Origin of the sequence: Saccharopolyspora sp. NPDC050642 (assembly GCF_040654735.1) — a bacterium.
Taxonomy (GTDB): Bacteria; Actinomycetota; Actinomycetes; order Mycobacteriales; family Pseudonocardiaceae; genus Saccharopolyspora; species Saccharopolyspora elongata.
Genome location: NZ_JBFAIN010000005.1, coordinates 241,936 through 263,492, shown reverse-complemented (window position 1 = coordinate 263,492; position 21,557 = coordinate 241,936). Strand labels below are relative to the sequence as shown.

Sequence of the window (21,557 nt, the reverse complement as noted above, 5' to 3'; positions counted from 1 at the left end):
TCCCGACGCCAGGAAATCCAACCACAACCGACCGGCCGCCCGAATCGGCCGGGCGGCCGCCACGTCACACTGCGCCGGCGGCGACCACGCCTCGCCGGATCGCGGTGACCGCCTTCGCCGCCGCCGAACCCACCGGGTCCGCCACGCCGACGACCTCGCGGACCTGGTCGAGCAGGTCGATGACCTGGCGGCACCAGCGCACGAAGTCGCCCGCAGACAGCTCGTGCCCGCTGGACTCGGCGGCGGTGAGCACCTTCTCCAGCGACTCGCCGCGCGCCCAGCGGAACACCGGCCAGGCGAAACCGGCGTCCGGCTCGCGCGTGCGGTCCAGCTTGTGCCGCCGCTCGTCGTCCTCCAGCTCCGCCCACAGCCGCCAGGTGGCGGCCAGCGCGTCGCTGACCGGGCCGGACGGCACCTGCGGCGCCAGCCCCTCCCGCCGCGACTCGTAGACCAGCGACGACACCACGGCCGCCAGCTCGGCCGGGCCCAGCCCGCGCCACGTCCCGACCCGCAGGCACTCGGCGGCCAGCAGGTCCGACTCGCTGTAGAGCCGGGACAGCCGCCGCCCGTGCTGGGTGACCTGGCCCTCCGACGAGCCCGCCACCGGCAGGTAGTCCCGTTCGGTCAGCAGCGCGACGATCCGGTCGAAGGACCTGGCCAGCGAGTGCGTGGTCGCGGCGACCTTGCGCCGCAGGTTCTCGTTCTCACCGCGCAGCCGCTCGTAGCGCTCGGCCCACCGGGCGTGGCTCTCGCGCTCGTCGCAGCCGTGGCACGGGTGCGCCTTCAGCGCCCGCCGCAGCGTCGCCAGCTCCGCGTCGTCGGTCGCGTCGGAACGCCGCCTGCCGCGCCCGCCGGAGGCCTCGAGGCCGGTGTTGCGCAGCGAGGACGCCAGATCCCGCCGCGACCTCGGCGAACGGGTGTCGACGTGCTTCGGCAGCTTCATCTTGCCCAGCGGCTCCACCGGCGAGGTGAAGTCGGCGACCGACAGCCGCCCCGACCAGCGGTCCTCGGTGACCACCAGCGGCCGCGGCTCGCCCATCGGCTCCAGGCCCGGGTCGATCACCACCGCCAGCCCCGAGCGCCGCCCGGCGGGCACCGAGATGACGTCGCCCTTGCGCAGCTTCTCCAGCGACTTGGCCGCCTCCGCGCGCCGCGACTGCCGGTTCTGCCTGGCCAGGTGCTTCTCCCGCTCGGAAATGCGGCGGCGCAGTTCGAAGTACTCCTCGAAGTCGCCCAGGTGGCAGTGCATCGACTCGGCGTAGCCGGTGAGCGCCTCGCTGTTGCGGTCCACGCGCCGCGACAGCCCGACCACCGACCGGTCGGCCTGGAACTGCGCGAACGACTGCTCCAGCAGTTCCCGCGCGGCGTCCTGGCCGACGCGCTGCACGAGGTTGACGGCCATGTTGTAGCCGGGCCGGAACGACGAGCGCAGCGGGTACGTGCGGGTGGAGGCCAGCCCGGCGACCTGCTTCGGGTCGACGCCCGGCTGCCAGACGACCACCGCGTGGCCCTCGATGTCGATGCCGCGCCGCCCGGCCCGGCCGGTGAGCTGCGTGTACTCGCCGGGGCTGAGGTCCACGTGCGCTTCGCCGTTGAACTTCACCAGCCGCTCCAGCACCACCGTGCGGGCGGGCATGTTGATGCCCAGCGCCAGCGTCTCGGTGGCGAACACGGCCTTGACGAGGCCGCGGACGAACAGCTCCTCGACGGTCTCCTTGAACGCCGGCAGCAGCCCCGCGTGGTGCGCGGCCAGCCCGCGCTCCAGCGCCTCCCGCCACTCCCAGAAGCCCAGCACCGCCAGGTCGCTCTCCGGCAGGTTGGCGGTGTGCTCTTCGATCACCTCGCGGATCTCGTCGATCTCCGCTTCGGTGGTCAGCCGCAGGCCCGACCGCATGCACTGGGCGACGGCCTGGTCGCAGCCGTTTCGGCTGAAGATGAACACGATCGCCGGCAGCAGCCCGGCCGCGTCCAGGCTGGTCAGCATCTCCACCCGCGACGGCGGGGAGAACCGGGGCGGGCGCGGGCCCTTGCGCTTGCCGTTCGGCCCGCCGCGCCGGCCGCCGTAGGGCAGGTGCACGCGGGCGAGCTGCTGGGTGTGCCGCAGCAGGTTCGGGTTGATCTGCAGTTCCCGGTCCGCGGTCTCGCCGCCGAAGAGGTCGAACATCCGGGAGCCGACCTGCATGTGCTGCCACAGCGGCACCGGCCGGTGCTCGTCGACGACCACCGTGGTGTCGCCGCGCACCTCCTGCAGCCACTCGCCGAACTCCTCGGCGTTGCTCACCGTCGCCGACAAGCTCGCGACCTGCACGTACTCGGGCAGGTGCAGGATCACTTCCTCCCACACCGCGCCGCGGAAGCGGTCGGCGAGGTAGTGCACCTCGTCCATCACGACGTAACCGAGCTGGTCGAGGCTGCGGGAACCCGCGTAGAGCATGTTGCGCAGCACCTCGGTGGTCATCACGACCACCTGCGCCTCGCCGTTGATCGAGGTGTCGCCGGTCAGCAGCCCGACCGCGTCGCTACCGTGCCGCTCGCACAGGTCGGCGTACTTCTGGTTGGACAGGGCCTTGATCGGCGTGGTGTAGAAGCACTTCCGGCCCTCCTTGAGCGCGAGGTGCACGGCGAACTCGCCGACCACGGTCTTGCCGGCGCCGGTGGGCGCGCACACCAGGACGCCGCGCCCGGCCTCCAGGGCCTGGCAGGCGGTGTTCTGGAACGGGTCGAGTTCGAAGGACATCCCCCCGGCGAACTCCGCTAGCGCGGGATGCGCGCTGCGGCGGGTGTGCGCCTGGAAGGCGTCGGCCGGGGACAGCTTGGTGGGGTTGGAACGGCTGGCAGCCACACCCCAAGGTTTTCACATCACCCCGACCGCCGTCGCGATTGGCTGATTCCAAGCTCGTCCTGCGTGCCGGTGCGGGCAGCTCACGAACCCACCACGGTGAGCGCACCAGGGACGCAGCGCATGCTCAGCGGCAGGCGGGCCTGCGGTTCTCCGTCCGCGTAGGCCATCCAGCCGTTCTCGCCGCCCAGCCGCACGCGCTGCGCCCGCAGCGTGAGCACCGCCGGGTGCTCGACGTGCCGCCCGGTCCGCAGCGACGGCAGGATCCGCACCAGGTCGCGCCGGGCGACCTCGCCGACCACCGTCAGGTCGAGGAGCCCGTCGCGCGCGTCGGCGTCCGGGCAGACCGGGATGCCGCCGCCGTAGCAGGCGGTGTTGCCGACCGCGACGAGCGTGGCGATCAGCTCCGTCGTGCCCGCGTCGGTCTCCACCCGCAGCGGCATCGGCCGCAGGCCCAGCAGCTCGCGCACCACCGCCAGGTCGTACCGGCGCTGCCCGCGCGGCCAGCGCATCCGGTTCGCCCGCGCGTTGACCCGCGAGTCGAATCCGGCGCACAAGACCGTCGCGAACCAGCCGCCGCCAGCGACCTTGCCGAGATCGATGCGGCGCCGCTCGCCCGCGCGCAACGCCTCCGCCACCGCCCGCGCCGCCGCGACCGGGTCGCGCGGCACGCCGAGCCCGCGGGCCAGGTCGTTGCCGGTCCCGGCCGGGATCAGGGCCAACGCCGTCGCCGACTCCGCGCACGCCTGCACCGCCAGGTGCGCGACGCCGTCGCCGCCCACCACCGCGAGCACATCGGCGCCGTCGGCCACCGCCCGCTTCGCGGCGTCGGCGGTGCCTCGGGCGTCGGCGGCTAGCACGGTCTTCACGTCGCAGACGCCGCGAAGGTGGCCGACGAGTTCGCCGACCACCTTCGCGGAGAGTCCACCACCGGCAGCAGGGTTGATCACCAGGACGCAGCGCACGAGGCAAGATCCTTACCCACGCGCCCCTGCCTTGGCCAGTGACCCAGGTCCCCGTTGCTGAGCTGTGCCGCAATTTCCATTGAAATCAGAGGTTCGATTTCAATGGAAATTGCGGATCTCAGGTTGCGTCGTCGTGCTGCTTCGGGGTCGCGGACGGCGTGGTGTCCAGATCGGAGGCCCGGAAGTCGACCTTCGACGCCTCGTCCGGGCTGAGCCCCGCCAGGCCCTGCCCCTCGAGCTTCTTGGCCCGGCGCTTGTCGTTGAACTTGCAGATCACCATCGCGACGGTGAACAGCACGCACAGCGCGGCCGCCAGCGCCAGCATCGAGAACGGGTCCTGTCCCGGCGTGGCGATCGCGGCGAACACGAACAGCGCGAAGACCAGGCCCCGCCACCAGCTCTTCAGCTTGGCGTAGCTGACGATCCCGGCCAGGTTGAGCATCACCAGGATCAGCGGCAGCTCGAAGCTCACGCCGAAGATCACCAGCAGGAGCAGCATGAAGCTGATGTACTTGCCACCGGTGAGCGCCGTGAAGAACGCGTCCCCGCCGAACCCGGACATGAACCCCAGCGCGGTCGGCAGGATGTAGTAGGCGAGCACCGCGCCCGCGACGAACAGCACGGTCGCAAAGGCGACGAACAGCCGGGCGAACCTGCGCTCCTTGGCGTACAGCCCGGGCGTGATGAACGCCCACAGCTGGTAGAGCCAGACCGGGCTGAACAGCACCGCGCCCACCGACACGCCGACCTTCAGGGTCAGCATGAAGATCTCGAACGGCTCGGTCTGCAGCAGCTGGCACGTCCCGTTCGGGCTCAGCCGTTGGGTGACGGGCAGCTGGCAGTACGGCTCCAGCAGGACATCGCTGAGCGTGGGCAGCCCGTAAATCGAGTTGGAGAACCACCAGATCCCGAAGATCGCGCCGACCGTCACCGCCACCACGGCCACGCCCAACCGGTACCGCAGCTCGTAGAGGTGATCGACGAGCGTCATGGTGCCGTCGGGGTTGTGCCTGCGGCCCCACCGACGGCGACCTTTGCGGAACGGGTTCAGGCGCCCCAGTGCACTGGCACCCACCTTGTTGTTCCCGTCCTCAGTCAGTTCTTGGAGTCGTTGCGCTGCTTCTCGTCGACCGTGGACGTGACCGGGGGCGCGCTGGTCTCACCGGCGGTCAGCTCCGGCTTCGGCTCCCGCTCGGCCTTCTCCTTCTTGGCCGCTTCCTCGTCGGCCTTCATGCCGCGCGCCTCGGCCTTGAAGACGCGGGCCGACTGGCCGAGCGAACGGGCCATCTGCGGCAGCTTGGTGGCACCGAAGAGCAGCACCAAGACCAAGACGATGAGGATCAGTTCCCAGCCACCTGGCAAACCCATTCGTGTCCAACCTTTCGTGATGTCCCTGCAGGCGCAATGGTACGCAAGACGGGAGTCGACAAATAGGGCCGTTGCGCGTCACCGGTTGCGACGTTGGGCGAACGCCACCTTCAAACCGGCCACGCGAGCCTTCACCAGGCCGCTGCGGTCGTCGATGTCGTGGAACACCTGCCGCTGCACGGCTTTGAACCTGCGCAGCTCCCGGAACAACCGGACCAGCAGCAGCGCGAGCAGGACCAGGCCCACGACCAGCAGGACGAGACTCCACACGTACGGCACGTCGGTAACGGTATCCCGCTCAGGTGGACGGAAGGTGACGCGCCCGCGTCAACGCGTCTTCCGCACGTTGACGCACGTCACACGCCAGCTCGTCGGGGCTGAGCACCCGCGCCTGGCCGCCCAGGCCCAGCAGCAGCCGGGTCATCCACGACCGGTCCGAGTAGCGCATCCGCACCCTGGCCCGGCCCTGCGGCAGCTCGACGAGCTCGTCGACCGGGTAGTACTCGGCCACCCAGCGCGCGTCGGGCTCCAGCTCCACCTCGGCGACGAGCTGGTCCGGCGCCGGCCGGAACAGCCCCTCCGAGACGTCGGTCGGCTCGGCCTCCGACGGCGGCTGCGCGGCCTCGGTCAGCACCTCGACGTCGTCGATGCGGTCCAGCCGGAACATCCGCACCCCGGCCGCGCTGCGGCACCAGGCCTCCAGGTAGCTGCGCCCGTCGATGAGCAGCAGCCGCATCGGGTCGACGGTCCGCTCGCTGATCTCGTCGCGGGAGGCCGTGTAGTAGCGCATCCGCAGCGCGCGGCGGCGCGTCGTCGCGTCCTGCACCGCCGACCGCACGCCCGGCCGCACCGCGCCTTCCCGGCCCTCCAGCCCGACCACCACGCCGGCCGGGCGAGCCTGCCCGACCGCGTTCTCCACCTTCGCCAGGGCGCGCTGCACCGCGTCGGTGTCCGCGATGCCCGGGGTGTCGGCCAGCGCTCGCAGCGCCACCAGCAGCGCCGTCGCCTCGGACGCGGTGAGCCGCAGCGGCCGCCGCATGCCCGCGTCGTAGGTGACGGTGATCGAGTCGCTCTCGAAGGACAGGTCGATCAGGTCGCCGGGCCCGTAGCCGGGCAGCCCGCACATCCAGAGCAGCTCCAGGTCCTTGCGCAGCTGCTGCTCGGTGACGCCGAAGTCGGCGGCGGCGTCGGCGATCGGGATGCCCGGCCGGCTCAGCAGGTACGGCACCAGCGCCAGCAGCCTGGGCAGCCGTTGGGTCGCGCTCGTCATCGGCCCTCCCCCACCTGGTCGACGACGTCCAGGTGGATCTCGTGCACCGTCTTGCGCAGCGTGTCCGGCTCCAGCACCACGACGTCCGGCCCGTACCCGGCGAGCCAGCTCGCCGCCGACTCCGGGTAGTTCAGGTCGATCTCCAGCACGTCGCCCTCGTCGCCGCCGAGCTCCATCCGGTCCACGACGGTCGCCCGGCGCCGCAGCCCCTGCGCGCGGCCGGCCGCGGCCCACACCCGGGCCAGCGTGGCCGGCGGCGGCTCGCGGTGCTCGCCGGCGACGAACCGCAGCAGGTCGGTGTCCGGCGGGCGCTGCACCTGCCCGGTGGGGCCCACCGCCTTGGCCTGCCCCTGGATCCGGGACAGCCGGAAGCAGCGCGGCGCCTGCCGGTCGCGGTCGTGCCCGACCAGGTACCAGCGGCCGCGCCAGGACACCACGCCCCACGGCTCGACGGTGCGGCGGTGCACGTCGGGGCTGCTCGGGCGCCGGTAGTCGAACTCCACCACCCGGCCCGCCTGCACCGCGGCCAGCAGCGGCGCGAACGCCGGATCACTGGTGCGCACCTTCGGCTCGACCGCCGCCGAGGAGCGCTCGTCGACGTCGACCCCGGCGGCGCGCAGCTTCAGCAGCGCGCCCCGGGCCGCCGAGGTGAACTCCGGGGAGTCCCACAGCCGCACCGCGAGGGCGACCGCGGCGGCCTCGTCGGGTTCCAGGTCGATGTCGCCGAGCTCGTAGTCGCGGCGGGCGATCCGGTAGCCGTCGGCGGCGTCGAAGGCGGAGTTGCGCCCGGTCTCCAGCGGGATGCCCAGGTCGCGCAGCTCGGCCTTGTCGCGTTCGAAGGTCCGGAAGAAGGCCTCGTCGGTGGGCGCGCCGGCATAACCCGGCACGATCGCCCGGATCCGCTCAGCGGTGAGGTACTGGCGCGTCGACAGCAGGCACAGCACCAGGTTCACCAAGCGTTCAGCACGCACAGTGGCCACTTCGAAAGCCTAGCCCCGCTGTATTCGATCATGTGTTTGGGTCCGGTGCGCGATGCGTCCAGCGGTGCAGGCGGGACCGATGTGGCGGCGGTGCGGTAAGAAGACTTGCCCCCGCACGCACCCCGACCGGAAGCCGGAGCCGTCCTTGCCGACCGAGCACGATGCCGAGACGCTCGCGGCGCTGCGCGCGATCGCCGAACAGATCGCCGCCGCCGCGCCCAAGGGCTGGCGGCGCGCGGTGCTGCGCGGATTCGCCACGGGCGGAAGCGGCTCCGGTCATCACGGGTTCTGGTACGAGCCGGAGCCGCCCGGCGGGACCGGCGAGCTCGACCTGCACGAGGCGCTGTGCCGGGTGCACGAGCTGGAGCGGGCCGGGGACCGGCTGAGCATCGAGCTGGTGGTCCGCCCGAACGGCAGGTTCGAGGCGCTCACCAGCGAATCGCTGCGGCGCCCGACCCGGTCGGACCGCACGGGCTTCACCTACCTGCTGCGCCCCGGCGAACTGCCCGCCGAGCCCGCCGACTTCCAACCGGGGCCGGCGGACCCGACGCAGGCCGGCGACCCGCTGCAGGCGCTGGATCTGCTGGACGGCTATCTCGCGCGGCGCGCCGAGATCCTCGACCGCCCCGAGCGGCTACCGCGACCGCTGGACGCGGACGAGCGGGAGTTCCTCGAAGACCGGCTGCCGGTGCCGCTGCCCGCGGATCTCCGGGCGCTGTACGGCCGGATCAACGGCGACCGGCGCGCCGGCCTGCTGCACGGGCACGAATGGCTCGGGCTGAACAAGGTCGTCGCGTTGAGCGACCCGGCGGACCGCTGGTGGGCGGTGCGCGACTGGGAGCGGCTGCTGTTCCGGGAGCTCCGCTACGACTCCCGGCCGGCGGGCGCGGTGCGCCGGGCGGTGGACCGCCCCGGCTGGCTCCCGTTCGCGCACGACACCGGCGGCGCCTTCCTGGCGGTGGACATGGATCCCGGCCCCAACGGCCGGCCGGGACAGGTGATCCGCGTCGGCATGCGCCACGACGACGGTCCGGTCTACGTCGCCGACTCGGTGACCAGCCTGCTCCAGCGCCACGTCGACGCGCTGGCGGACTACTCCTACCAGTACCGCGGCGGCGAGCTGCGGTTGTTCATGGCGGCGGATCCGGAACCCGCCGAAGGCCGCGAACTGCGGGTGGAGGGCGATTCGGCCCGGCTGCGCGACATTCCCCCGGCGGTCCAGCGGCTCGTCATCGCCAACACCGACCGGGTCGACCTGGCGCCGCTGCGCGGTGCGCCGTCGCTGCTCGAAGTGGAGCTGATCGACTGCCCGGCCGCCGACCTCTCCGCGCTGCGCGACACCCGGGTCGAGGTGCTGACCGCCGAACTCGACAGCATCGATCTCGCGCCGTTGGCCGCGCACCCGACGCTGCGCGTGCTGCGGCTGGCCACCGGACGGCCGGTCGACCTGAGCCCGCTGCGCGACTGCCCGCGGCTGTACGGACTGGACCTGGCCCGGGCCGAGATCGGCGATGTGGCCGTGCTGACCGAATTGGACGGCGTGCGCCACCTCAGGCTCAACGAGCGCCAGTGGGACACGTTGCGGGAGACGGCGTCCCACCCGGCGGGCCTGGCCGCCGCCGAGCTGAGCGGTTCGCCGGGGCTGCGCGACGCGGCCGCGTGGGCCGAAACCCTCGTCGACGAACCGGATCTCCGCTACACCCGGAGCCGCTACGAGCCGCCGGCGGGCCCGCGCACCTCGCTGTGGCGGCGGCTGCTGCGGCTGCGGCGGCCCTGACGCCTTGACCGGATCACTATAGTATTCGTCAGCAACTTGGAGCGATCGCGTCCCCGCCGAACGACCGGGAGGCCGGGCATGGGAACCGACGACCGAGCCGCCGTGCCGCAGGGCGGGATCACCAGCGGGCACGTCGAAGTGCGGGTGCACTGCGCCGCCCCGCTGCCCCGGGTGTGGGCGGCGATCACCGAGCCCGCGCACGTCGAGCAGTGGTTCGGCTACCTGGCCGGACCGTTGCGCGTCGGCGAGGAGAACCGCGTCGACTTCGGCGACGGGGATTTCTTCGTCCTGGTGCCGCGACGGATCGAGCCGCCGGAGCTGGACTTCGACTGGCGCTTCCTGGGCGTCGCCCGCCAGGAGCTGATCACCTGGCGGCTGGCGCCGACCGCGGACGGCGTGTCGGTGACCGTCCGCGACCACGACGATCGCCGGTCCCCCGCCGAGGCCGCCGAAATGCTGGAGGGCTGGACGGATTTCCTGTCCCGCCTGGAACGGCATCTGCGCACCGGCAAGAACACCCGCTACGGCTGGCGCGATGACATCGATGGTTCGGTGGAGCTGCCGGCCGGTGATTTCCACCCGCTGCGCGAATCCGAGTTGTACGAATGGCTGCCGATCGCCAGCGACGGTTTCGAACCGAGCTGGTTCTTCGTGCTCGACGAAGAAGGCCCGCGCCGGTTCCGGATCCGCGACTGGGATCTGACGCCGGACCGCCTGCTGACCTTCACCGTGGAAATCCCGGACTCGCAGCACAATCCGGCGTGCACCGTGCGGTTGCGGGAAGCGGCGGGCGGAACCTGGAAGCTGAGCTTCGCCCACACCGGCTGGACCCGGCTGGGCTGGTCCGCGCAGCGCGCGCAATCGGTGCGCCGCCGGTTCGCCGCCACCTGGATCGCGGCCCTCTCCTCCGCCCGCGCCCACGCCGGGTGAACGGGCACCGCCGGTTCCGCTCCCGCGCGCGTTTTGGGGTGTTATAGCGCCGCAAAACGCGCACGGGCATTTCTCCGCAATGCCAGTCGGCAACTTGGGAGAAGCTTGTCGGGCCCGGCTCTCAATACCTTCGGAAGGGTCGAAACAGCCCGACGCCGAAAGGAATCAGTGCAATGGCGATCGATTTGTGCAACAAATCTCCCGGCGCACTCGCCGAGCACCACCCGGGCCGCTGGGACGCCGCCGTCCAGGATCCGAAGGCACTGGAGGACCTGGCCACCGAGCAGAAGGACGCGCTGAACTTCGCGTACCGCACCACGCTCAGCAATGTCGACCCGCGGTTCGTCGCCGGCGACCCGGCGGCGTGGGCCAGCGACTTCGGCTACGCCCTCGACCGCGTCGCCATCCGGCTGGACAACCGCAGCAACGACCAGCTGCGGGAGCAGGCGTTCCAGCACCCCGACCCGGCGATGCGCGAGCAGGCCCTGTTCGAGTACGCCGACCGCGACCACGAGGACGCGGTGGCGCTGCTGGCCGAAGCGGCCCGCACCGACCAGGACCGGCAGGTGCGGTGGGATGCGCTCTGGGCCATCGAGAAGCTCGGCGGGCCGACCGCGATCGCGGCGCTCGGCGAGTTCCTGACCGACGACGACCCGGAGATCGCCGAGTGGGCGAAGCTGTTCATCAGCGAGCTGCAGACCGGCGACCCGGCGTTCGACGGACGATCCGGGCTGTACACGCCGGACCGCACCTTCGACGAGACGATCTTCCTGCTGATCCACTGCGACCTGTACGTGCGCCTGGACCCGTCCAACACGCACTGGGGCAAGATCTCCTTGGCGCCGCAGGGACTCGCGCGCATCTACGGCCAGGCGCACGCCTGCCCGAACGTGGCCACCAGGGAGAAGCAGCTGGTGATCGCCAAGACCATCGACGGGCTGCACCAGGACGGCTCGCCGCACTGCGACAACTACCTGTTCCGCGGGTTCACCGACCGCACCCGCCGCGACCGGGGGAACTTCTTCTTCGAGTCGCTGGTGCCCCGGACGTTCTTCAAGTCCGGGCAGGCCGACGACCCGAGCCAAGGCGTGCGGCAGGCCAACATCGGCTTCGCCCGCTACGGCACCTGGCACCTGGAGCCGCGGTTCCAGGTGCGGGAGGAGGCCGCGATCCGCTACGTGCGCGGCCGGTTCCAGGGCTGGGGCTACGTGGACCTGAGCCGGATCGCGGGCAAGTCGCTGGAAGAGGTGCTGGTGCCCGGCAACGGCGTGCTGTCCACATTGCACGATCCCGAGGTCGGGCCGATGACCAACGCCTTCATCCTCGGCACGTTCAAGGGCAAGCTCAACGACTGGGACGGCGACGGCACGATCGATCTCAACTCGCGCGACGTCTACTCCACAGTAGACGGCGAGATCGACATGGACCAGGACGGCGTCGCCGACCGGCCCGGCCTGACCTGCTGCGACCACACCGCCCTGATGCCCTGAACCACCCGACGCCGAAGGGACGACCACCATGTCCACACCGACGCAGAAGCCGTCCGTGGTCTACGGCCGCCCGGTCACCACGGACGGCGTGCCCAACCTCTACTCCGGCACCGAGGTGCAGCCGTGGACGACGCCGGATCCCGGCATCGACAACCTCGGCATCTCCTCGATCGACACCTTCGCGGTGCCCGGCGTGGGCGAGTACACCGTGCCGTTCGACGGCTACGTGCGCGTGGTGCGCTCGCAGCCGACCGCGACCGAGTGGGCCAACGCCGAGGTCTACACGAACCTGATCGAGATGCGGATGACCGGCGAGTCCGAGGAGCTGGGCCGGATCACCGTGACCCTCAACCCGGAATGCCTGTCCGCGGGCCAGATCCGGACCCCGTTCGACCCGTACGCGGGCGAGGGGCCGGCGGCGAAGGCCTGCCGGATGGCGGTCGGCGCGATCTTCGACATGCCGAAGCTGGGCCTGCAGCTGATCAACAAGGAACCGATCATCCTGACCATCGACGACGTCCGGCAGATCCCGCCGGCCGGTTCGCCGGGGAAGGGGCAGATCTACCGGATGCTGCCGCTGCACGACATCCGCCGCCCGGATGACGACCCGGTCGCCTACGTGACCAGCCTGCGCTTCACGATGGGCGGCTACCTCCCCAGGGAACAGATCGCGTGATTCCGAACCCAGCTGGAAGCCGGTGGTCGCGACCACCGGCTTCCAGTGGTGTCCGCCTGGTTTTCGTCGACGTGGCGAGGGAGAAGTCAGATGAGCACCGAACAGTTGCACGTCGGCGGTCCGCCCGGCCTGGGCGTACCGGTCGCCGACGAGGCCGCGGGCTTCGCGCCCCTGCGGGGTAGCGCCGTGCCGGTCGCCCAGGACCGGTGGGAACGGCTGGTCAGCACGGTCGTCATCCCGGAACCGCCGCGGGCGGTGTGGGCCGCGCTCACCGATCCGGACCGGGTTTCCCAGTGGTTCGGGGTGTGCCGGGGGGACTGGGCCCGCACCGGCGCCGAGGTGATGCTCGACTTCGAGGACGGCGAGTTCTTCTGGTGCCGCACCCAGCAGAGCAGCGCCCCGGGCGACGGCCGCCCCGGGGTGCTGCGCTACCTGTGGCGGTGGGTCGGCATCGGGCCGGCGACCTCGGTGACCTGGACCGTGGAACCGGCCGGGGCGGGCACCTCGGTGACGGTGGTCGAGGAGGCGGTCAACCCGCCGTCGGACTGGCGGTCCTGGAACGGCATGGGCTGGCCCGGCATCCTCGACCAGCTCGCCGCGCACCTGCGCACCGGCACCGAGTGGCGGTGGCCGTGGCGCCGGATGGGCCCCTACCTGCAGATCCCGCTGCCCGCGCCGCCGTTCCAGGCGTGGGAGGCGCTCACCGCGCCGGGCGCGGTGCGGCACTGGCTGCAGCCGTGCGCCGGGTCGCTGGCGGCCGGCGAGGAGATGACCGTGGTGATGGGCGACGCCAGCGGCCGGGCGCTGCTGCGGGTCACCAAGCTGGTCGACAGCGGGCAGGAGTTCCCGTCCTACCTGCCGCACCTGGAGTTCGAGCTGCGCCGGGCGTCGTGGCCGTCGGCGCTGGGCGGCCGGATCTGGATCGAGCCGGTGGGGCTGCGGGAGAGCCTGCTGCAGGTGTTCCACGACGGCTGGGAGGACCTCGGCATCCCGGACGCGGTGACCGAGCGCAAGATCGTCACCGGGTACTGGGTGTCGGCCGCCGCTCGGGCGCAGATGTTGTTGCAGCAGCAGGGCCCGCCTGACGGCGCGCCGGTGGGGCCGCACGGTTGGTCGATCAGCGGCGGCGAGGCCGAGGCCGGCCGGACCAACGGGCACGGCCCGGCACCGGCCGCCGTGCCCGCGGAGTCGCCCGCGATGGATTTCGCCGGGCGGGCGATGTCCGATCTGGGCGGTGCGATGACCAGCGTGCTGTGCGTGCTCGGCCTGCGGCTGGGGCTGTTCCGGGCCTTGGCCGGCGCCGGTCGCGCCACCGCCGCGGAACTGGCCGGCCTCGCCGGCTGCGACGAGCGGTACCTGCTCGAATGGCTGCACGGCATGGCGAGCGCCGGCTACCTGGAACGGCATGGCGGGCAGCGGTTCTCGCTACCCGCCGGGGCGGCCGCCGTGCTCGCCGACGACTCGCCGATGAGCCTCGCGGCCGGCTACGAGCTCGTGCCGCCGCTGGTGGACGCCGTCCGGGAGGTGGAGGAGGCGTTCCGCACCGGCACCGGGGTTCCGCACGACCGCTACCCGCAGCAGTTGTTCCTCGCCATGGAACGGATGAGCCGGACCTGGCTCGACACCATGCTGGTGCCGCAGTGGATTCCGGCCGTGGACGGGCTTTCCGAGGCGCTGGCGCGGGGCGGCACGGTCGTCGACGTCGGTTGCGGCGGCGGGCACGCGGTGCTCCGGCTGGCGCGGGCCTTCGAGGCCGCCGGCTTCGTCGGGTTCGACCTGCACGAGCCGAACGTGCACCGGGCGCGGGCGGCGGCGGTGGAAGCCGGGGTCGCCGGCCGGGTGCGGTTCGAGCACCAGGACGCCGCCGAGGGGCTGCCCGAGCAGGTCGACCTGGTCACGATGTTCGACGTGCTGCACGATGCGCCGGACCCTGGCGGGCTGCTCCGGGCGGTTCGCGGCGCGCTGCGGGAGGACACCGGCGCGGTGCTCGTGCTGGAGACCAACTGCGCCGAGGACGCGGCGGACAACACCGGCCCCGGCGCGACGATCCTCTACGCCACGAGCACGCTTTACTGCCTGCCGTCGGCTCTTTCGCAGGGCGCACCCGGATTGGGGACGCTCGGGCTGCCGCCCGGGAAGCTGCGCGAACTGGCGACGGCGTCCGGTTTCCGCAGCGTCGAGCGGATCCCGATGCCCAGTCCGATGAACGCGCTGTACGTGCTGCGGCCCTGAATCCGCCCGGTGCCGTGGGCCTTCGCAGTCCGAAGGCTCACGGCGCCGGCGGGAAGGTGCGGTCGCCGAGCCCGGTCACCGCCAACGAGCCGCGGCGCGGGTCGGTGAACAGGCGGAGCAGGACTTCCATGCCCGCTCGGAGCGGGACCGGCGGCATGCCCATGCTCCGGGCCTGGCGGACCGCGCCCATCCGGTGGGCCTGGCCCGCCCCGCTGAACAGCGACCACTCCACCGCCGTGCAGCCGCAGTCCGGCAGGCCGTCGGCTGCCGCGATGGTGCTGCGGCGGAGGAGTTCGTTCGCCAGCGCGTAGGCACCCATGTTCGGGTGCGGCGACCGGGCGGTGATGGATCCGAAGGTGATCAGCCGTCGCAGCGCTCCGCGATCCACCGCCGCGAGCACGTTCCGCAATCCGGCGACCTTCGGAGCTTGCAGCGCCGCGAGCCGGGAGGCCGTCGCCTCCGCTGTGAAACCGCCGCGCACATCGCCCGCGCAATGCACGATTCCGGTCACCTGGCGCGCCGCCAGCGCCGCCGCCACTTGTGCCCGGTCGGTGACGTCGGCGTCGATTACCGTTGTCCCGCCCGAGGATTTCAGCCGCGCCAGGGCCGCGCGCACGTCGCCGGAGATCTCGCCACGGCCGAGGTCGTCGAGGAGCACCGGCCGGATTCCGGTGCGGGCCCGCAACATCCCGGCCACCCGGATGCCCAGCCCGCCGAGCCCGCCGGTGATCAGCACCTCGCCGTGCAACCGCGCCGGATCGACGCGCGGAATGTCCACATCGGACCATCCGGTGCGCCAGGCGTTGCCGTTTCCGTCGATCTCCACGTGGCGGTAGCCGTCGGCGTGGTGACCGGCGAAGGCGATCGCCGCTTCGACGGCCGGCGGCGTCGCACCGCCGGACAGCTCGATCTCGATCGCCGACAGCCGGCCGTCCTCGGCCACCGCGCAGTTCAGCAGGCTCCCGCCGCCGGAGCCGGTGTGCACCAGCACGATCCGCCCGGATCCGGCGCGGGCGACCGCGAGCCCGCGGAGCAGGAATTCGTTGTCATCAGGGCCGAATCGGTCGCCCAGCACGACGACCGGGATGACCGGACCAGGGCCGGCCGATGCGTCCAGGACGGCGCGCAGCGGTGCCGGACCCCTTCCGATCACGAACCATTGCCGCGCCTCCGACCGCTCGGGCGCGACCGGCACCCGGTGCGCCCGCCACACCGCTATCCGGTTCACCGGTTCAGCGCGGGCAGCAGCGTCGGGATGGCTTCGGCCTGGAAGTCGACGTCCACGTCGAACTCGTTGATCATCCCTTCCAGCACCAGCATCGACAGCAGCGGGAACACGAACTCCGGTGCCGCCGCCACCCCGGAACGGCGCTGCAGGTCGAACAGCCGGGTGGCGAACGGGGCGAGCTGGAAGTCACCGGCCCGGCGCCCGGCGGTGGTCGCCACCAGCTCGACGATGTCGGCGCGGAATCCCGGCAGATCGGCTTCCGGTGGCACGTGTTCGGCGCTGCGCAGCACGACCTCGGCGCATTCCGGCCCGCGCCCCAGCGACATGTTCAGGAAGAACTCCGCGAACAGCCGCTTCACGTGCGGTTGCAGCGGCACGACGAAGCCCGCGTCGAGCAGCACGACGTTCCCGTCCGGATTGAGGTAGAGGTTGCCGGGGTGCATGTCGCAGTGCACCAGGCCGTCGACGAACAGCATCCGGTAGACGGCGTGCAGCACCTGGCGCACCAGTTCGCGCCGCTGCTCGCGGGTGAAGCTGTCCGGGCCGAAGCGCCGCAGGCCGGGCACGAACTCCATGACCAGCGCGCCGTCTCCGCAGGCGGCGGGGATCGGGGCGGGAATCCGCACCCGCGCGAAGTCGCCCAGGTTCGCGCGCAGGGTCCGCAGCGCCTGCGCCTCCAGATCCAGGTCGAGCTGCCGCCGGATCGCCTGGGACACCTGGTCGACGATGCGGGCCGCGGGCACCCGCCGCATCGCGGGCAGCCGCTGCACCAGCCCGGCACCGGCGGCGACCAGCCGCAGATCGGCACCGATGAGCCGGTGCAGGCCCGGCCGGCGCAGCTTGACCGCCACCTCGGTGCTGTCGTGCAGTTCCGCCCGGTAGACGCTGGCGATGCTGCCGCTGGCCACCGCCGTGGCGTCGAACCGGCGGAACGGCCATTCCCGCTGGGCGGGGTATGCGCGGTGCAATGCCTGCACCGCCTGCGGGCGGGACATCGGGCGCACCTGGTCGTGCAGGCCGCCCATCGCGTCGCACCACTTCGGGTCGAGCAGGTCCCGGCGGGTGCTGAGCAGCTGGGCGCCCTTCACGAACGCCGGGCCGAGATCGGCGACCAGCTCGGCCAGCCCGCCGGAGCCGTTCGGCGCCCGCCGCGCCAGGGCGCGGCGCGCGAGCGCCCGGCCGCCGTGCCGCAAAGCCGTTCCGGCGATCACGGCGGACCGCAACGCGAGGTGCCGCCTTCGCACTCCCGGTGCGGCGAGGTCGTCCCGATCGTCTGACACCGCTACCTCCCGACTTCCGGAATCGGCCGCGCAACGCGCGACGGATGTCGTCAATGTCGAGCAATGGCAGAAATCGCTTTACTTTTTGTAACCATTCACGGACAGCATCGGCTACCGAGCACGGTCCCCCACGAGACGTCCCCCGTCCCGTCACACCTTCGGCACACCCCAGAGCAGATGCGATCCGGACACTCGCGGTAACGTAGCGCACCGCCGCGGCTCGCGTCGAGCGCCGTTCGGACGCAACCGATCCAGTACCGCCATCCGACTGAAATCATCGGCATTTGCTGGCAAATCTCAGCTTTCCGAGGCACTCGGAGCGACTTGCGCCGATACTGCGGAGCCCGGCGTCGAATGCTCTGCGCGGCATCGGCGCAGCCGGCGGAAACGCATCGACGAGGCCGGCAACGGCCTTCCCCAGCAGGGCTGATCACCCCTTGACACCCCCGCGAATACCGATGTAGGAAATAGTAGTGACTGGGAGCAGCTGATTCCTGCTCCGGATCCCGGGGAGACCGGGCGCACGGCCCGCAGGGCCCGCCGCGCCCGGGAGGCACGCGACATCGGCGAAGCCGAACCCCGATCCAGCGGCCGCGGCCGCGAGCTCCGCAAACTGGGACGCACTCCTTCATTGCCGCGCTGGGGGAATACGTGATTTCTCCGCCCGATCGCACCCGTTCGCACCCATCCGAGGACACCGATCGATCCACGCCGGGCCACCGCCGACCGCCCAGGATCTTGCGGCTGCCGATGGGCATGGCCGATTTCGCCCACCGCGGCTTCCGGGTGGACCGCCCGGAAAACCGCGCGCTGCTGGAAGAACACGCGAGATCGTTCCTGCGCGGTTTCAACCTGGCCGTGTCGAACTGGCGGCACCCGCATCCGGCATTGGCCGATTTGCCCGACGAGGAAAGGGGATTCGCCTACGAGGGCGCGGCGATGCACGCCGGGATGCGGGATCTCGCCACCTTCGGCCGGGCGCGCGCGCTGCACCGGCTGCTGGCCGGCCCCGGCTCCGCCTACGTCCACCTGATCCACGTCGGAGTGGGCTGGGCGCTGGCGCCGCTGCGGATCCCGCTGCCGGTGCCGGTTCCCGCGACGCCGCTGCTGCGCTGGCTGGCGCTGGACGGCGCGGGCTTCGCGGAGTGCTTCTTCGCCGGTCCGGCCAGGCTGCGCAAGGCCTGCGCGAACCCGGAGGACGAGCGCCGCCAGGCCCGCATCGCCGGTTGTGGCCGGGCGCTGTGGTTCATCGAAAGCGCCGATCTGGGCGGGGTCCGGCACCGGATATCCACTGTGGACGAACGTGCCCGGCCGCACCTGTGGTCCGGCATCGGCCTGGCTTCCTGCTACGCGGGCGGCCTCGACGCAGCCGGGTTCCGCGCGCTGCGGGAGGCCAGCGGCCCGCACTGGGCGCACCTCGGACAGGGCTGCCTGTTCGGGATCGCCGCCCGGGCGCGATCGGGCATCGTTCCCGAGCACACCGCGCTCGGCGCCAGGACCCTGTTCGCCACCGACGCGGATGGCGCCGCCGGGTGGACCGACCTGGCCGCCGAAGGTCTCGACGGCAGCACCGGAATCGCGGCCTACACCGAGTGGAAGTCGCGGTTGCGGCGCACCGTGCTCGACAACTCCTGAACCCGGCACCCGATCTTGGAGGTTAACGCCCATGCCGAGCTCGCTGCGCCGCGCCCTCCCGGCCGCCGTCGGCCTGCTGCTGTGCCTCGCACTGGGACTGCTCACCGTCCGCCCGGCCCTCAGCGAAGCCGAAACCCGCGATCTGGCAGGGGGTTTCGGCTTCGAATCGGTGCCGATCAACGCGCCACCGCCGAACGCGCGCACCGACCGGACCGTGGCTCCCGGCCTGGAGCACATCCGCGGCTGGATCTCCGCGGTCGGCGCCTCGGTGGGCCTGGCGGATCTGCGCGGACTGGGCCGCTCCGGAGACGCCTGCCTGGTCGATCCGCGCGATGACTCGGTGACCATCCTCCCGGTGCCCCGCAGCGGCGGCCCGCAGTACGAGCCGTTCCGGCTCCGGCCGGACGGGCTCCGCCAGGACGCCACGATGGCGCCGATGGGTTGCGTGCCCGCGGATCTGGACGAGGATGGCGACCAGGACGTGCTGGTCTACTACTGGGGACGCTCACCGGTGCTGTTCCTGAACACCGGCCGGCTGGACCCGGCCGGCTTCCGCCCGGTGGAGCTGGTGGAGCCGATGGAGGTCTGGAACTCCACCGCGGTCAACGTCGGCGATGTCGACGGCGACGGCCACCTCGACGTCCTGGTCGGCAACTACTTCCCCGACGGCGCCAAGGTGCTGGACCCGGCGGCGGCCGACGATCCGCGGATGCGGATGCAGGACTCGATGGGCAAGGCGCGCAACGCCGGGACCAACAAGCTGCTGCTCACCACCCCGACCGGCCGGCCCGACGACAAGCCGCGGCTGGTCGACGCCAGCAACGCGCTGCCGGACGCCTCGGCGCGGTCGTGGACGCTGTCGATCGGGCTGCAGAACCTCGCCGACCGGATGCTGCCGGACCTGTACTTCGCCAACGACTTCGGGCCCGACCAGCTGCTGGTCAACTCCTCGACGCCGGGCCAGGTCCAGCTCACCCAGGTCGACGGGCGGCGCGACGTCACCACGCCGCGCTCCGAGGTCCTCGGCCACGACTCCTTCAAGGGCATGGGGGTCAACTACAGCTACTCCCGCGGGCAGCGGTTGCCGATGATGGTGGTCAGCAACATCACCACCCCGTTCGCGTTGCAGGAGAGCAACTTCGCGTTCGTCCCGACCGGCGAGGCGGCGGACCTGCGGCACGGCGAGCTGCCCTTCGACGAGCGCGCCGAGGAGCTCGGGCTGGCCCGCGGCGGCTGGTCGTGGGACATCAAGGTCGGGGACTTCGACAACTCCGGCACCGACGAGCTGCTGCAGGCCACCGGGTTCCTCAAGGGCGAGCGCGACCGGTGGCCCGAGCTGCAGGAACTCGCGATGGGCAACGACGAGCTGCTGCGGTACCCGGCGGCGTGGCCGAAGTTCCAGGCCGGCGACGACCTCTCCGGCCACGAGCACAACCCGTTCTGGGTCCGCGCCGGCGACGGCCGCTTCCACGACCTCGCCGTCGCGGCGGGCATCGGCGCGCCGGACGTCACGCGCGGTTTCGCGCTCGGCGACGTCAACGGCGACGGCCTGCTGGACGCGCTGGTCGCCAACCAGTGGGAGGATTCGCGCCTGCTGCTCAACACCGCGCGCGGCGCCCCACCGGCCGCCTACCTGCGGTTGCTGCGGCCCGCCGCAGCCGGCGGCCGGACCCCGGCGATCGGCGCCGAAGCGGTGCTCTCCTTCCCCGACGGCGAACAGCGCGCCCAGCTCTACCCCGCCAACGGGCACGCCGGGGTGTCCGATTCGACGCTGCACTTCGGGCTGCCGGACGGCCGCGCCGTGCCGGCCGAGATCACCTGGCGCGACGGCACCGCCGTGCACACCGCCCGGATCGACATCGGTCCGGGAACGCACACCGTGTTGCTGAACCCCGACGGAACGGCGGTCATCCGATGACGAGCACCGCACCGACCACCACCCGCCAGCCCTCCCGCGACGAGCCCGATCCGGCCCCGGCACCACCGGTGGACAAGCGGATCAAGGCCCTGCGCCGGTTCGCCGTCTCGATCACCGTGTTCAACATCGCCGGGCACACCGTGCTCGGGTTCGAGCAGTCCCCGATCACCCCGGTCGCCGCGGTGCTGACCAGCTACGCCGTCGCGTTCCTGCTGGAGTTCCTGGACAGCCGGGCGCGCGACGTCCGGCCCGCCTACCGGGGCGGCGCGCAGGCCGCGGTGAACTTCCTGCTGCCGGCCCACATCACCGCCCTGGCCTGCGCGATGCTGTTGTACGGCAACAGCTCGTTGTGGCCGTACCTGTTCGCCGTGGTGGTGGCCAACACGAGCAAGTACGTCGTGCGCATCCAGGTGGCGGGCCGGCTGCGGCACGTGCTCAACCCGTCCAACTTCGGCATCGTGGTGACGCTGCTGCTGTTCCCGTGGGTGGGGATCGCGCCGCCCTACCACTTCACCAACTTCCCCACCGGCACCGTCGACTGGTTGATCCCGCTGGGCATCCTGATGCTCGGCACCATGATCAACGCCAAGCTCACCGGCAAGGTCCCGCTGATCCTCGGCTGGGTCGGCGGGTTCGCCGCGCAGGCCGTGCTGCGCTGGCTGCTGCTGGACCACTCGCTGGTGGCGGCGCTGCTGCCGATGACCGGCGTGGCGTTCGTCCTCTACACCAACTACATGATCACCGATCCGGGCACCACGCCGGTGAAATCCCGCAACCAGGCCCTTTTCGGCGCCTGCACCGCGCTCGTCTACGGCGTGCTGGTCGTCTCCGGCGTGGTGTTCGGGCTCTTCTTCGCGCTGGTGATCACCTGCGTCCTGCGCGGCGCGGTCCTGCTGCTGGCGCGAGCCACCGGATCCCGGTCCGCGCGCGAGCGGCAGCCGTTAGATCCGATCCGGTGAGCACCGAACG

General features: G+C 71.9%; 17 protein-coding genes. 8 read left to right on the top strand and 9 right to left on the bottom strand.

What is annotated here, in order from left to right; genetic code table 11:
- Window positions 1–64: 64 nt before the first annotated feature.
- The 7 genes from AB0H93_RS11705 to AB0H93_RS11675 all read right to left on the bottom strand — a co-directional run bounded on the left by AB0H93_RS11705 (window position 65) and on the right by AB0H93_RS11675 (window position 7,422).
- Window positions 65–2,842, bottom strand: a complete 2,778-nt coding sequence (locus tag AB0H93_RS11705; RefSeq protein WP_358571188.1) for a DEAD/DEAH box helicase — start codon at window positions 2,840–2,842, stop codon at window positions 65–67.
- Between the two features lie 80 nt (window positions 2,843–2,922).
- Entirely contained in the window at window positions 2,923–3,804 is an 882-nt protein-coding gene (locus AB0H93_RS11700) for a YegS/Rv2252/BmrU family lipid kinase (protein ID WP_358571185.1), read from the bottom strand.
- A gap of 118 nt (window positions 3,805–3,922) precedes the next feature.
- The gene (tatC, locus tag AB0H93_RS11695; RefSeq protein ID WP_358571182.1) at window positions 3,923–4,879 is read right to left on the bottom strand and encodes a twin-arginine translocase subunit TatC; all 957 of its coding nucleotides are present in this window, start codon (window positions 4,877–4,879) and stop codon (window positions 3,923–3,925) included.
- Window positions 4,880–4,899: 20 nt separating this feature from the next.
- Window positions 4,900–5,172 carry a Sec-independent protein translocase subunit TatA gene (gene tatA / locus AB0H93_RS11690; protein WP_358571179.1) on the bottom strand — a complete coding sequence of 91 codons (273 nt, stop codon included), beginning with the start codon at window positions 5,170–5,172 and terminating at the stop codon, window positions 4,900–4,902.
- A gap of 78 nt (window positions 5,173–5,250) precedes the next feature.
- Window positions 5,251–5,451, bottom strand: a complete 201-nt coding sequence (locus tag AB0H93_RS11685; protein ID WP_132480650.1) for a bacteriophage holin — start codon at window positions 5,449–5,451, stop codon at window positions 5,251–5,253.
- Window positions 5,452–5,470: 19 nt separating this feature from the next.
- Entirely contained in the window at window positions 5,471–6,442 is a 972-nt protein-coding gene (locus AB0H93_RS11680; RefSeq protein ID WP_358571176.1) for a WYL domain-containing protein, read from the bottom strand.
- A complete protein-coding gene (locus AB0H93_RS11675) occupies window positions 6,439–7,422 on the bottom strand; it encodes a WYL domain-containing protein (RefSeq protein WP_358571173.1) in 984 nt (327 codons plus the stop codon). The genes AB0H93_RS11680 and AB0H93_RS11675 overlap by 4 nt, the downstream gene beginning before the upstream one ends.
- A 145-nt stretch (window positions 7,423–7,567) precedes the next feature.
- Between AB0H93_RS11675 and AB0H93_RS11670 the strand changes: the two genes are divergently transcribed.
- From AB0H93_RS11670 to AB0H93_RS11650, 5 genes are all read left to right on the top strand, one after another.
- Window positions 7,568–9,199, top strand: a complete 1,632-nt coding sequence (locus tag AB0H93_RS11670; RefSeq protein WP_358571170.1) for an SMI1/KNR4 family protein — start codon at window positions 7,568–7,570, stop codon at window positions 9,197–9,199.
- Between the two features lie 78 nt (window positions 9,200–9,277).
- The gene (locus tag AB0H93_RS11665; protein ID WP_358571167.1) at window positions 9,278–10,129 is read left to right on the top strand and encodes an SRPBCC domain-containing protein; all 852 of its coding nucleotides are present in this window, start codon (window positions 9,278–9,280) and stop codon (window positions 10,127–10,129) included.
- A gap of 173 nt (window positions 10,130–10,302) precedes the next feature.
- Entirely contained in the window at window positions 10,303–11,619 is a 1,317-nt protein-coding gene (locus AB0H93_RS11660; protein ID WP_132480634.1) for a HEAT repeat domain-containing protein, read from the top strand.
- A 28-nt stretch (window positions 11,620–11,647) separates the two neighbouring features.
- Complete coding sequence (locus AB0H93_RS11655; RefSeq protein WP_358571164.1) at window positions 11,648–12,295, top strand: DUF6073 family protein; 648 nt, start codon at window positions 11,648–11,650, stop codon at window positions 12,293–12,295.
- A gap of 90 nt (window positions 12,296–12,385) precedes the next feature.
- Window positions 12,386–14,527, top strand: coding sequence for an SRPBCC domain-containing protein (locus AB0H93_RS11650; protein ID WP_358571161.1), 2,142 nt, complete (start codon window positions 12,386–12,388; stop codon window positions 14,525–14,527).
- Between the two features lie 37 nt (window positions 14,528–14,564).
- On the opposite strand, the gene AB0H93_RS11645 is transcribed toward AB0H93_RS11650, so the two are convergent.
- Entirely contained in the window at window positions 14,565–15,755 is a 1,191-nt protein-coding gene (locus AB0H93_RS11645; protein WP_358571158.1) for a KR domain-containing protein, read from the bottom strand.
- On the bottom strand, window positions 15,752–17,035 hold the full coding sequence (locus AB0H93_RS11640; RefSeq protein ID WP_358571155.1) for an AarF/UbiB family protein: 1,284 nt from the start codon (window positions 17,033–17,035) through the stop codon (window positions 15,752–15,754). Before AB0H93_RS11640 ends, AB0H93_RS11645 begins: the two co-directional genes overlap by 4 nt.
- Before the next feature lie 651 nt (window positions 17,036–17,686).
- Here AB0H93_RS11640 and AB0H93_RS11635 point away from each other — a divergent pair.
- Genes AB0H93_RS11635 through AB0H93_RS11625 form a run of 3 tightly spaced genes read left to right on the top strand, consistent with a single transcriptional unit; the run spans window position 17,687 to window position 21,547 of the window.
- Window positions 17,687–18,670 (top strand): DUF1702 family protein, encoded by a 984-nt coding sequence (locus AB0H93_RS11635; RefSeq protein WP_358571152.1) that lies wholly within the window; start codon window positions 17,687–17,689, stop codon window positions 18,668–18,670.
- 31 nt (window positions 18,671–18,701) lie between these two features.
- Window positions 18,702–20,588, top strand: coding sequence for a CRTAC1 family protein (locus AB0H93_RS11630; RefSeq protein ID WP_358571149.1), 1,887 nt, complete (start codon window positions 18,702–18,704; stop codon window positions 20,586–20,588).
- On the top strand, window positions 20,585–21,547 hold the full coding sequence (locus AB0H93_RS11625) for an enediyne biosynthesis protein UnbU (RefSeq protein WP_358571146.1): 963 nt from the start codon (window positions 20,585–20,587) through the stop codon (window positions 21,545–21,547). The genes AB0H93_RS11630 and AB0H93_RS11625 overlap by 4 nt, the downstream gene beginning before the upstream one ends.
- Window positions 21,548–21,557: the final 10 nt, after the last annotated feature.